This is a genomic window from Acinetobacter sp., assembly GCF_045628685.1.
Classification (GTDB): Bacteria; Pseudomonadota; Gammaproteobacteria; order Pseudomonadales; family Moraxellaceae; genus Acinetobacter.
Genome location: NZ_JAZQPV010000040.1, coordinates 97,402 through 109,435, shown reverse-complemented (window position 1 = coordinate 109,435; position 12,034 = coordinate 97,402). Strand labels below are relative to the sequence as shown.

Genomic DNA, 12,034 nt, shown 5'->3' with positions numbered 1-12,034 from the left:
AACCAATCGCACCGGTAATACATGAATGCATATCAGATAAGGTCGAAGCACATACACGTGCAGTAAATGTTGAAGCGTTAAATTCATGCTCAGCATAAAGAATCAGCGATACATTCATCACCTGTTCATGCAATTCATTCGGCTTTTCCCCACGAAGTAAATGCAGGAATTGCGCGCCGATTGAATCATCATCAGTATTTTCTTCGATACGTATGCCATCGTGGCTAAAACGGTACCAATAGCAAATGATTGCAGGCAAAGTCGCTAAAATACGATCTGCAACATCTTGCTGCTCATCGAAAGATTTTTCTGTTTCCAGATTACCGAGCATAGAAACACCGGTACGCATCACATCCATGGGATGCGAATCTGCTGGAATACGTTCCAATACTTCTTTCAATGCCTGTGGAATCGCACGTAAAGATTTTAATTTGGCTTTATAAGCGGCAAGCTGTTCTGCTGTTGGCAATTCACCAAAGAAAATCAGGTAAGCCACTTCTTCAAATTGACAGTTTTCAGCCAGATCTTGCACATCATAACCACGATAAGTTAAGCCTGCGCCGCTCTTACCCACTGTGGATAGTGCTGTTTTACCTGCCACTTGTCCGCGCAATCCTGCACCTGTCAGTACTTTTCCTTCAGCCATTTTAATTCTCCATTTTGAATTATTTATTTAAACAATTTATCCAAAGTATTTTCAAAGGTATGATAATCAAGGAATTCATACAGCTCTTTACGTTGTTGCATCTTGTCCAGTACGTTGACTTGCGTACCATTTTCACGAATAGAGCGCATCACTTCCAATGCTGCTTTTTGCATTGCACGTGTTGCAGAAAGTGGATAAAGCACCATGCTGATGCCTTGTTCACCCAGCTCATCGACGGTGTAATAAGGTGTATCACCAAATTCGGTAATGTTTGCCAATACTGGAACACCGACCGCATCACAGACTGTGCGATACATGGTAATGTCAGTCATTGCTTCAGCAAAAATAGCATCCGCACCGGCTTCAACACAGGCACAGGCACGGTCAATGACCGCTTGCAAGCCTTCTTTTTGTAAGGCATCTGTACGTGCCATCACCACAAAGTTTGAATCGGTTTTGGCATCTACCGCTGCTTTAATACGATCGACCATTTCTTGCTGGGTGACGATTTCCTTGTTTGGTCGGTGACCACAACGTTTTTGTGCCACCTGGTCTTCAATATGAACTGCGGCCGCGCCAGCTGCAATCATTTGCTTAACACTGCGGGCAATATTGAATGCCCCGCCCCAACCCGTATCTATATCCACCAACAAGGGAGTATCTACCCGTTCAGTAATACGTCGGACATCTTCCAGAACATTGTCTAAACTGGTCATCCCCAAATCGGGTAAACCATAAGAATAATTGGCAACACCTGCACCCGAAACATAAATCGCTTTGTAACCCACTTCCTTCGCCATCATGGCTGCGTAGGCATTTACTGTGCCGATAATTTGTAATGGTTTTTCCACTTCCAGTGCTTGTCTAAATCTTAAGCCTGCAGACATTTGTTGTGTCATATTCCTTTCCACAGTTTTCACTTTACTTATCGAAATCCGAGTATATCTATAAACATCCTCATATCTATGGCTATTTAGAACTTATACTCTAAAACTTTAGTCAAATATTCACCAAAGCTATAGTATTATTTTGATTCTTCATAATTGGGAGAAAATAAGACAAAACAGTTATTTTAAAAAAATGTGTAAATATTTTTGCTATCATTGCAAATGATTTCATTTCTTTGATTATTGACGCTATAGCCCATATGCAAGAACTCGCTCAGTTAGAACCATTAGGTCGCGACATACCACAAACCAAACGTGGTCATGAACGATGCATGGCACTTTTGCTTAGCGCAAATGAGCTATTTCTAGAACGCGGTTATGATGCGGTATCTTTAGATGATATTGTCAATCATGCCGGAGGCTCAAAAGCATCAATCTATAAATTTTTTGGCAATAAAGAAGGCTTGTTTACTGCTATTTGTGATTATCGCCGTGAGCAATTTTTTAAAGATATCTGCCTACCATTTGAACAAGATAAAGATAATCTAAGATCCTATCTGATTAATACCTTGCTTAATTTTCATAATCATTTATTACAACCAGAAAATGCAGCATTTATGCGCCTGATTTTAGAACGTACCCAGCATAGTTCAGAACTTGCCCTGTATATTCATGAACAAGGCCCGAAACATATTCAAACGGCTATTGCTTGTGCCTTGGAAAAGGCGCATAACAAGGGTCTATTGAAATGTGAAAACCCTATTTATTCTGCCCAATTCTATTTTGGTATTTTACGAAATCTGGAATGGCGGATTTTAATGGGCATTCCAATTCAAGAAAATGATCAGGAAACGTTCAAATACATCGAATATTGTGTTGATCGCTTCCTAGAAGGCCATCAAAAAGTCTAGTTTTTTTGCAATTCTGCTCGCTTATAGTATATTAATCGATTCCCTTTTTACTTAACCAACCAACAACTAATTGTTGTTTTGTTTTCTATTCAGCAATTATTGTGGAGTAACCATGGCTCTACGTCACTTTCTGACCTTACGCGATTTATCGACTTTAGAACTTAACCAAATTTTGCAGCGCGCGATTGAACTTAAACGCAAACAACAGAGCAATGAGGTGTTCCAACCTTTTGTCGGTAAAGTTATGGGCATGATTTTTGAAAAATCGAGTACCCGCACACGTGTTTCGTTCGAAGCAGGTATGAGTCAATTCGGTGGCAGTGCAATTTTCCTTTCTTCTCGCGATACCCAACTAGGTCGTGGCGAGCCGATTGAAGATTCTGCACGCGTGATTTCAAGCATGCTTGATATTATTATGATCCGTACTTTTGGTCATGACATCGTAGAACGCTTTGCTTCTTATTCAAAAGTGCCGATCATCAATGCATTAACTGATGATCATCATCCTTGCCAGCTGCTTGCAGACATGCAAACTTATTTAGAACACCGTGGTTCTATTGAAGGTAAAACGGTTGCATGGATTGGTGATGGCAACAATATGTGTAACTCTTATATTGAAGCCGCACATATGTGGGGCTTTAAATTAAAAGTCGCTGCACCTAAAGGCTATGAACCACAAGAGAGATTCTTGTCTGAGTTTGCACACTGTGTAGAACTTGTTGATTCAGCTGAAGATGCCGCTGTGAATGCCGACCTGATCGTGACTGACGTTTGGGCAAGCATGGGGCAAGAAGAAGAGCAAAAAATTCGTGAAAAAGCATTTGCTGACTTCCAGGTCAATGAAAAACTCATGGATTTAGCACATCCAGATTGCCTGTTCATGCACTGCTTGCCTGCTCACCGCGGTGAAGAAATTTCTGAAAACATGCTTGATCATAAAAATGCAGTAGTTTGGGATGAAGCAGAAAACCGTTTACATGCTCAAAAAGCTTTGGTTGAATTTTTACTGAATGAAAATTTAAAGAAAGACTAATTGATTAGAAAAAACCTTAAAAATTAAGCACCTTCGGGTGCTTTTTTAAATTCAAATGACTACAATAAATCACATAAAATTTATAAGTGTTTATAACCATGTCTTTAAAAATAATCGTTTTATACCTCAGCAGTTTACTGTTAGCCACTTCAACACAAGCCACAGAATTTGACCAATATTTAGTTAAAAAACAAATTCTTGACCAAACTTATAAAATTAAAGACACCAAAGCATTGAATGAAATTTTAGATGTCATCAATAGTGAAGACTCTCGTACCATGCCCTATCAAGTTGATCAAAATACGGTGATTGAACAATTGCGTCTATATACCGATCATATAGATCTTCAAGGCATCATTACGACATCAGATTTCACTCAGTTTGCTGAAGATTTGGGTGATAAAAAAGTAAAAAACCTGATTAAAAAAAATTTAATGCAAAATTGTCATTTATTCTTTGAGCATGAATTCCAACGTATAAATCCCTATCATGTGGCAATCAAACTCAGTTCAGATAACAAAAATTATAAGCTGAAAATTAAAAATGATGAGTGTAAGCTTTAATTTTTTCAGTATTGATACGTTAGCTCTCTAACGTATCAAACCTTGCGGTTGTAAAATAATCATCAGTGCTCCCAACAGGACAACTAGCCCACCCAACAAATCCCAGCGCGTTAAGACTATCTGATCGACATAACGTAGCCACATCAAGGCGGTAAAAATATAAATTCCGCCATAAGCTGCATAAATTCGACCTGATGCAGCAGGATGCAAAGTTAGTAACCATACGAACATTGCCAAACTTAAAGCCGTAGGAAGCCAGAACCAGTGCGATTTCCCCTGATTTAAAATGAGATAAGGAAAATAACAGCCTAAAATTTCTGCGATTGCTGTAATAAAAAAAAGAAAAAAAGTGGTAACCACCTTAGTAATTTGAATATCCATAAATTCTTATATCATTTTGATTCGCTTCCTCTCGCTTGCGAGAAGGTCGAAATAAGGGTGGATTGAAACAAAATAACCCGTGCGAGCACGGGTTATTTTTGAAATAAGAGCGATTATGCAGGTTCAGCAGTTTGATCTTCAAACACTTCCAGTTTCAAGCCGACTGCTTTACCATTTTCTTTCTTCACAGAAACAGCAACATTACCACCGTGTTCAGCGAGCTCACCAAATAAAATCATCTCAGCAAGCGGTTTCTTCAAATGTTCCTGAATCAAACGTTGCATTGGGCGCGCACCCATCAACCGGTCATAACCATGTTCTGCCATCCATTCACGTGCACTCTGATCGACTTCAAGAATCACTTTTTTATCATCAAGTTGTGCTTGAAGTTCAGTTAGGAATTTATCCACCACATTTTCAATAACCGTGGTTGGTAATGCATTGAACTGAATCACACCATCTAGACGGTTGCGGAATTCAGGCGAAAATGCTTTTTTCATTGCATCTTTATTATCATTACTGTTGTCTTGTTCCATAAATCCGATACTCGCGCGAGAAATACTTTCTGCACCAATGTTGGTAGTGAGAACAAGAATCACATTACGGAAATCAGACTTGCGACCATTGTTATCGGTCAATGCACCATGATCCATAATTTGCAATAACAGATTAAATACATCGGGATGTGCTTTTTCAATTTCATCGAGTAGTAATACGCAATGTGGATTTTTATGAATCGCATCTGTCAGCAAACCACCCTGATCGAAACCAACATAACCTGGAGGTGCACCGATTAAACGCGAAACAGCATGACGTTCCATATATTCAGACATATCGAAACGAACCAGCTCCACACCCAACAGTTTAGCTAACTGCTTAGTGACTTCAGTTTTACCCACCCCAGTAGGACCTGCAAATATAAAGCTACCGACCGGTTTATCTGGTGATTTTAAGCCTGCACGCGACAATTTAATCGCAGAACTAAGCGCTTGAATTGCATCGTCCTGGCCAAATACCACACGTTTAAGATCACGCTCAAGATTACTCAATACAGTTTTGTCATCTTTCGATACGGTTTTCGGTGGAATACGCGCAATTTTAGAGATGATATCTTCAATATTTTCAACTGTAATTAACGTATCATCCTGCTCTGCTTTCAAACGGCGCTGTGCACCGGCTTCATCAATCACATCAATGGCTTTATCCGGCAGGAAGCGGTCATTGATAAATTTCGCTGACAACTCTACTGCTGCAACCAAGGACTTATCGTCATATTCAACATGGTGAAAATCTTCAAACTTAGACTTTAAGCCACGTAAAATATCAATCGTTTCAGCAATAGAGGGCTCATTAACATCAATCTTTTGGAAACGGCGTGATAAAGCATGATCTTTTTCAAACACTTGACGATATTCTTGAAAAGTCGTTGAACCGATGCAACGCAATGAACCATTCGACAAGGCAGGTTTAATCAGGTTTGATGCATCCATGGTACTGCCCATACTTGAGCCTGCACCAATAATCATGTGAATTTCATCGATAAACAGAATCGCTTCTGGTTTCTTTTTCAACGCATTCAACAATTGTTTCAAGCGTTTTTCAAAGTCACCACGGTATTTTGTACCTGCAACCAATGCGCCAATATCCAGGCTATACACTTCTGCATGCGCAAGTGGTTTAGGTGCTTTACCATTCACAATCAGCCAAGCCAAACCTTCAGCAATCGAGGTTTTACCCACACCCGGATCACCGACCAACAAAGGATTATTTTTGCGACGGCGACATAAAATTTGGGCAGTACGTTCGATTTCTTTTTCACGCCCAATTAAAGGATCGGTTTTTCCTTTTTGAGCTTCAACATTTAAATTAGTGGTATATAAATCCAGGGGTCCTGCATTTGAAGAACCCGATGTTTCACCATCTAACTCTTCCACTTCTTCTTCGGCTTGTGCTTCTTCTTTGCGCGTACCGTGAGATAAATATTGAGTTAAAGTTAAGCGGTTAATTTGATGACGTTTAAGCAAATAAACAGCAAAAGAATCTCGTTCAGAATACATTGCAACCAGAATGTCTGCACCTTCCACAGTTCGATCACCACCGCTGGATTGCACATGAAAAATCGCACGCTGCAGAATACGATCAAAACTTTCAGTCGGATGTGGCGCCTGATCACTATGTTCGCTTAATTTAGGGGTGTGCTGTTCAACGTATTCTTCTAGCTCTTTACGAAGAACGATAATGTCCGCACCACACGCTTTAAGCGCATTTACAGCAGAGTCATTATCAAGTAAAGCCAACAATAAATGTTCAACCGTGAGAAACTCATGTCTCTTTTGACGAGCCATGCTTACAGCCAAACGTAAAGATACTTCTAATTGACGACTGAGCATGTAATCCCCTTAATCTTTTGGCTCAATCTGACAAAGCAATGGATGGCCTTGTGACCGAGCGTAATTATTGACTTGGTTCGCTTTCGTTTCCGCAATGTCTCGTGGATAAACGCCTGCAACACCTTTCCCTTCATAATGTACAGTTAGCATTACTTGGGTCGCTTGGTCAAGATTCAAAGCAAAGTATTGTTGTAAAATTTCAATTACAAAATCCATTGGAGTGTAATCATCGTTCATCAAAACAACAGCATACATAGGCGGACGTTTTAATTCGGGTGGTGCAGTCTGTATCGCGATTTCACCCTCAGAATCATCTTGCGAGTCATTGCTCAAGCGTGGACTAATATGCCAATCGACATATCCTGATTGATGAAAAGAACTTTTGATGGCATTTAAACAATTTTGACGCTTATTCATTCGCATAGGATTTAAAATTCACATTTATTGTGCATTTGCTTCTGCTTGAGGAATTTCAGAAATAAATGCAGATTGACTCTCAATCGGTTTACCACGGCCCCAACTAAAACGTTTAATTACCGGCGTACTGGTTCCACCTGTTAAACGGACTTCAATAAATTGTGGAGTAAAACCTTTAGGCATAGTCCAGCGCCCAGTTAAACGCTCATAATCCTGAAAATTAAAGTTCTTGTCTTCCATTGGAACAACCAGAACTTCTATCCCCTGAATCAAGCGCAATTCCACCGCTCCAGAGATGCTACGTTTATTCGGGCTAACCTGGACCAAATCCAGCTGATATTCATAAGCATTGTCGGGCAAAGGTTTAATTCCGATATTCTGGATCGTCAAGCTTAAACCACCTCGTTGGCGGAGTACTTCACGATAAATCGCACCTAAACCTTCAGCCTGAGCTTTATCTTCACGAGCCTGATTCAGCGCAGTAAACAGATCATTTGAATTACTCACGGCAACATCACGCTCTTGCACAGCCAGATTCAAATTTTTATTCAATGTTTCCAAGCTGGCCTTTTGCTTTTGCACAACTTCAACCAGTTGTTCAGCATCTGCCTCATAGCCAACAACAGTCAAACCTTGCCGATGCCCAACTGAATAGCCCAACACGCTACTCCCCGCAACCAGAATTGCAGCCCCAATGGCTAAAGGTAAATTACCCTTAGCAAAAAGCTTTTTACTCAGTAGAGCATGTTGTGAGGAAGTATTTGATTCAGTGTTCGACATCGTCATCTCTTATTTTGATTCATTCAAAACACACATTTAAATCCAAATCCAAATGTGTGGGAAGCTGAAAAACGTTTTTTATGGTAATAAACCAATCCCTGCCAGACCGGTATTTTCAGTAAAACCGAACATCAAGTTCATATTTTGCACAGCTTGACCCGCAGCGCCTTTCACTAAATTATCCTGTACAGATAAAACAACCAGTTTTTTCGGCTGTGGTTTATACAAAGCAATTCGAAGCTGGTTTGCACCGCGCACAGAACGCGTTTCAGGTGAACTGTTTGCTGGCATCACATCAACAAATTGTTCATTAGCATAGAACTGTTCATATAAGCTTTGAAGATCTGCTGCATCGCCTGCATCGGTTAAATCGACATAAATGGTACTAAGCATGCCACGAATCATAGGAACCAAATGCGGCACAAATAAAATGTGATTAAACACATCTTTAAGACCAGAAATATTTTCCAGGGCTTCCACAATCTCAGGATGGTGACGGTGACCTGCCACGCCATAAGCTTTGAAGTTATCGGCATTTTCAGAATAAATCATGCCGAGGCTTGCTTTACGACCTGCACCAGAAACACCAGATTTCGCATCAATAATAATGCTTTCAGGTTTTACTAACACCTCAGCTTGTTTAAATAATGGCGCAAGACCCAGTTGTACCGTAGTTGGATAGCAACCCGGGTTACCAATCACGCTGGCTTGTTTGATTTTGTCACGATTGAGTTCTGATAAACCGTAAACTGAATCTTTTAAAATATCTGGGCAGGCATGTTCAAGGCCATACCATTTTTCAAACTGTTCTAAGTTCTGCAAGCGGAAATCCGCTGCCAAGTCGATGACTTTAGTATTTGCTGCAACCAGTTCTGCCGCATGTTTCATTGCCACGCCATGAGGGGTTGCAAAGAAAACCACATCGCATTTTTTTAGTTCATCAATGCTTAAATCTGAATATTCAAGATCGGTATGACCGCGTAGGCTTGGGAACATATCATCTACACGGCGACCTTTTTCGGTACGTGATGTTAGTACATTGACTTGCACATTTGGGTGTCGTAGTAAAAGACGCAACAATTCAACGCCTGTATAACCTGTACCACCGACAATACCAACAGTAATCACGATCACTACCTCAAATTTAAAGTGTTCATTTCATAACTGCGTAGTATGACAGGAAGTTTTGGTTTTCTGAACTGTTTTAGGGGTAATTGGCTGTTTTATTAGCAATACAAAAATTGAGATGAGTCGTTTGATTAACTCAAAAAGAATCAAGCCGCTTCAAAGCGGCTTGATGATGACTCGGTTAGACGACAAAGAAACCATGTGTTCCATCTTTTTTAAGTTGATCCACTAGACCATATTCCCAATCCAAATAGGCTTGCATAGCTTCTTTAGAATTATCCGTGCCTTCATAAGGACGTTTATAACGGTCAATTTGCGCTGACAATGCAATAACAGTGTTTTCAATTAACTCAAACCCAGCCGCTTTCCAAGCTGTATTTCCTCCTTGAAGTACATACAGTTCTTGATTTTTTGCTAGATACGGCGCGACGTCTTCAGCAGCAAACTTCGCTAAATTTGATTTACCACATGTCAATACAATCGCTTCTTTGGCTTGCCATTCTGGCTTTTGAATCAGCTTAATAGCATCGACTTTAAGTAACCATGCAGCATCTGGAATATGTCCTTTTTTGTACTGTGCAAAAGGTAAGACATCCCAGATTGCAATATTTTGCTGTTGTTGCAGCTCAAACAATTGCTGTGGCGTAATGATCTGGATGTGCTTTAAAGCAGGAACATTAGGTTGCCAAGCACCTTGTTCTGTGAGCGCGGTTTTAAAATCGTTTTCTAAGACGTAGACTTCCCAATTCATCTGTCCTAACCAAGAAGCAGTCATATAGGCACGAATCAGTTGATCATCCACAAGAACAATACGTGCCCCGCGAACAGCAGCATTATGATCGACTTCTTGAACGAGCTGACCACCTGCTACCCAACGTGAATTCGCTAAATGCCCTGCAATATATTCATCTTCATCACGTACATCAAAAATATAGGTTGTACGTGTTCGATCTGCTTTTAAGGTATTTAACTCTTCTAGAGAAATGGTTTTGACATTCGCATGCTTAGCCAAATCTTTAGCATTATCTAATAGCTCAGGTCTAAGCTGAGTTTCTTTATCTTTAAAAGATTGCTGCTGTCCATGCGCTAGTTTCTGTCCAGCAAGTGTCCAACCGATTGTTCCATTTCTAAGTGCATATACAGGATGATTGATCTGTGCATTCACTAAAGATTGCGTACCAATAATGCTGCGTGTACGCCCTGCACAATTGACGATAATGGTGGTATTTTCATTATTTACCAATGATGGCGCACGAAGCACCAACTCAGCACCCGGTACACTTTGCCCCGTTGGAATACTCATGGTGTTGTATTCATCAAAACGGCGCGCATCTAAAATGACAATATTTTCGTGAGCATCTATCTTTGCCTGAACTTCTTCAGCACTCAATGACGGTGTATTTTTAAAGTACTCAACCCATTCACCAAAAGCTTTGGTTGCAGAGTTCACATCAATAAAAAGCTCTCCACCATCTCGCTGCCAAGCTTCTACACCGCCATTTAACACGTACACTTGACTATAGCCATAACGTAATAATTTTTCATATGCACGTTCTACTCGACCATCACCATCATCGTAGATTACTATTGTCGTGTCTAAACGTGGAATACGGTTAAGTACTTCGACTTCTAATCGAGAAAGTGAGATATTACTGGTAAATAAAGGATGCGCTTGGGCATAAATATGCTCTTCACGTAAATCGACGATGGCGATCTCTTCGCGTGAGAGTAATTTTTCTCGGATTTGAACAAAGTTCAGTTCAGGAAGGTTAGACATGGAAAATCTCTAATTTGCTTAGGCTATTTATGTGAGTTGAAAAGCCTCGAATGATTCGAGGCTGAGTTAAATTACTGAATGTGAAAAATATCTGAGGATTTAGCATCAATGGTATTGGGAATCAATTTTTCATTGAAAAATGCATCTGCAATTTTTTGCTGTTCAGGCATATCTTCCAATACAACGCCTTGTACATCGTAACTACGGTTGGCATTGGCTTTGAGTACCACCCCTTGAGGTAAATCCCCCCAAAGCGGTGCAAGTACTTTCGCGGCATCATCAGGATGTTGTTTTACCCAAGTGGCTTTTTCTTTTAATGTGTTGACAATATCATTCAAAATTGCTGGATTATCCTGAGCAAATTGATGTCCTGTTAAGTAGTAACGGGTATAACTTGCCAAGCCCTGACCTGATGCTAAAATTTTGGCATGCTGTACCACCGTGCCGCTAGATACATAAGGCTCCCAAGTCACCCATGCATCTACACCACCATGTTCAAATGCTGCACGACCATCGGCTGGGCTTAACCAAGCAGGTTGAATGTCTTTAAAGTTCAAACCCGCTTGATTTAATGCAGCAATGAGTAAGTAATGACTCCCTGCCGCTTTGGTGACTGCAATTTTCTTACCTTTTAAATCTCCAATCGTTTGAATTGTTGAGTTTTTAGGAATTAAAATCGCCTGTGCATTTGGCGATGCCGTTTCTTTTGCATAATAGGTCAGATTGGCTTTAGCTGCTTGCGCAAATACAGGAACGGTATCCGCCACATCTGCTGTAACATCTACACTGCCCACATTGAGTGCTTCTGCAAGCGGTTGACCACTGGTAAATTCATGCCAACTCACTTTCACTTTCTTATCTGCTAATTTCTGTTCCAGTTCGCCACTTTCTTTCAGTAATGTCATCAAGGTCGATGAACGCTGATAGCCAATACGCACGGTATCGGCTTTATAACTTGCTTCAGCCACTTGTTCATTTGCTTGTGGTGCTTCTGTGTTATTACACGCTGTTAAAAATAAACTCGAAATAATTGAAAAAGTGAATAATAGCTTTGATCGAACCACGACTTAACCCCTTTAAAGCACATTTGAATGAGCACTCTTATTTTTCAAATCAATAAC

The 12,034-nt window shown here is 40.3% G+C and carries 12 protein-coding genes; 3 read left to right on the top strand and 9 right to left on the bottom strand.

Features of this window, described 5'->3' with window-relative positions; genetic code table 11:
* Together ACKI4H_RS05675 and prpB are read right to left on the bottom strand one after the other, a co-directional pair.
* Positions 1-646: citrate/2-methylcitrate synthase (locus ACKI4H_RS05675; protein WP_407304383.1), on the bottom strand; the 646-nt coding region annotated here is incomplete at its 3' end.
* 23 nt (positions 647-669) lie between these two features.
* On the bottom strand, positions 670-1,545 hold the full coding sequence (prpB, locus tag ACKI4H_RS05670) for a methylisocitrate lyase (protein WP_407304382.1): 876 nt from the start codon (positions 1,543-1,545) through the stop codon (positions 670-672).
* Positions 1,546-1,793: 248 nt separating this feature from the next.
* On the opposite strand from prpB, the gene ACKI4H_RS05665 reads away from it, so the two are divergent.
* From ACKI4H_RS05665 to ACKI4H_RS05655, 3 genes are all read left to right on the top strand, one after another.
* On the top strand, positions 1,794-2,444 hold the full coding sequence (locus tag ACKI4H_RS05665) for a TetR/AcrR family transcriptional regulator (RefSeq protein WP_407304380.1): 651 nt from the start codon (positions 1,794-1,796) through the stop codon (positions 2,442-2,444).
* A 112-nt stretch (positions 2,445-2,556) separates the two neighbouring features.
* A complete protein-coding gene (gene argF / locus ACKI4H_RS05660; protein ID WP_407304379.1) occupies positions 2,557-3,477 on the top strand; it encodes an ornithine carbamoyltransferase in 921 nt (306 codons plus the stop codon).
* A gap of 98 nt (positions 3,478-3,575) precedes the next feature.
* Positions 3,576-4,040, top strand: coding sequence for a hypothetical protein (locus tag ACKI4H_RS05655; protein WP_407304378.1), 465 nt, complete (start codon positions 3,576-3,578; stop codon positions 4,038-4,040).
* Positions 4,041-4,067: 27 nt separating this feature from the next.
* On the opposite strand, the gene ACKI4H_RS05650 is transcribed toward ACKI4H_RS05655, so the two are convergent.
* The 7 genes from ACKI4H_RS05650 to ACKI4H_RS05620 form a co-directional block, all read right to left on the bottom strand.
* A complete protein-coding gene (locus ACKI4H_RS05650) occupies positions 4,068-4,421 on the bottom strand; it encodes a YnfA family protein (RefSeq protein WP_407304376.1) in 354 nt (117 codons plus the stop codon).
* 113 nt (positions 4,422-4,534) lie between these two features.
* A complete protein-coding gene (gene clpA, locus ACKI4H_RS05645) occupies positions 4,535-6,811 on the bottom strand; it encodes an ATP-dependent Clp protease ATP-binding subunit ClpA (protein WP_407304375.1) in 2,277 nt (758 codons plus the stop codon).
* A gap of 9 nt (positions 6,812-6,820) precedes the next feature.
* Positions 6,821-7,234 carry an ATP-dependent Clp protease adapter ClpS gene (gene clpS, locus ACKI4H_RS05640; protein ID WP_407304374.1) on the bottom strand — a complete coding sequence of 138 codons (414 nt, stop codon included), beginning with the start codon at positions 7,232-7,234 and terminating at the stop codon, positions 6,821-6,823.
* Positions 7,235-7,252: 18 nt separating this feature from the next.
* Complete coding sequence (locus ACKI4H_RS05635; protein ID WP_407304373.1) at positions 7,253-8,008, bottom strand: DUF6776 family protein; 756 nt, start codon at positions 8,006-8,008, stop codon at positions 7,253-7,255.
* 78 nt (positions 8,009-8,086) lie between these two features.
* On the bottom strand, positions 8,087-9,142 hold the full coding sequence (gene argC, locus ACKI4H_RS05630; RefSeq protein ID WP_407304372.1) for an N-acetyl-gamma-glutamyl-phosphate reductase: 1,056 nt from the start codon (positions 9,140-9,142) through the stop codon (positions 8,087-8,089).
* A 175-nt stretch (positions 9,143-9,317) separates the two neighbouring features.
* Positions 9,318-10,913 carry a rhodanese-like domain-containing protein gene (locus tag ACKI4H_RS05625; RefSeq protein ID WP_407304371.1) on the bottom strand — a complete coding sequence of 532 codons (1,596 nt, stop codon included), beginning with the start codon at positions 10,911-10,913 and terminating at the stop codon, positions 9,318-9,320.
* Positions 10,914-10,984: 71 nt separating this feature from the next.
* Positions 10,985-11,977, bottom strand: coding sequence for an aliphatic sulfonate ABC transporter substrate-binding protein (locus ACKI4H_RS05620; RefSeq protein WP_407304370.1), 993 nt, complete (start codon positions 11,975-11,977; stop codon positions 10,985-10,987).
* Positions 11,978-12,034 lie beyond the last annotated feature (57 nt).

Coding starts and splice junctions, on each gene's coding strand:
- prpB (WP_407304382.1), bottom strand. CDS start 1,545: ATGACACAACAAATGTCTGCAGGCTTAAGATTTAGACAAGCACTGGAA.
- ACKI4H_RS05665 (WP_407304380.1), top strand. CDS start 1,794: ATGCAAGAACTCGCTCAGTTAGAACCATTAGGTCGCGACATACCACAA.
- argF (WP_407304379.1), top strand. CDS start 2,557: ATGGCTCTACGTCACTTTCTGACCTTACGCGATTTATCGACTTTAGAA.
- ACKI4H_RS05655 (WP_407304378.1), top strand. CDS start 3,576: ATGTCTTTAAAAATAATCGTTTTATACCTCAGCAGTTTACTGTTAGCC.
- ACKI4H_RS05650 (WP_407304376.1), bottom strand. CDS start 4,421: ATGGATATTCAAATTACTAAGGTGGTTACCACTTTTTTTCTTTTTTTT.
- clpA (WP_407304375.1), bottom strand. CDS start 6,811: ATGCTCAGTCGTCAATTAGAAGTATCTTTACGTTTGGCTGTAAGCATG.
- clpS (WP_407304374.1), bottom strand. CDS start 7,234: ATGCGAATGAATAAGCGTCAAAATTGTTTAAATGCCATCAAAAGTTCT.
- ACKI4H_RS05635 (WP_407304373.1), bottom strand. CDS start 8,008: ATGTCGAACACTGAATCAAATACTTCCTCACAACATGCTCTACTGAGT.
- ACKI4H_RS05625 (WP_407304371.1), bottom strand. CDS start 10,913: ATGTCTAACCTTCCTGAACTGAACTTTGTTCAAATCCGAGAAAAATTA.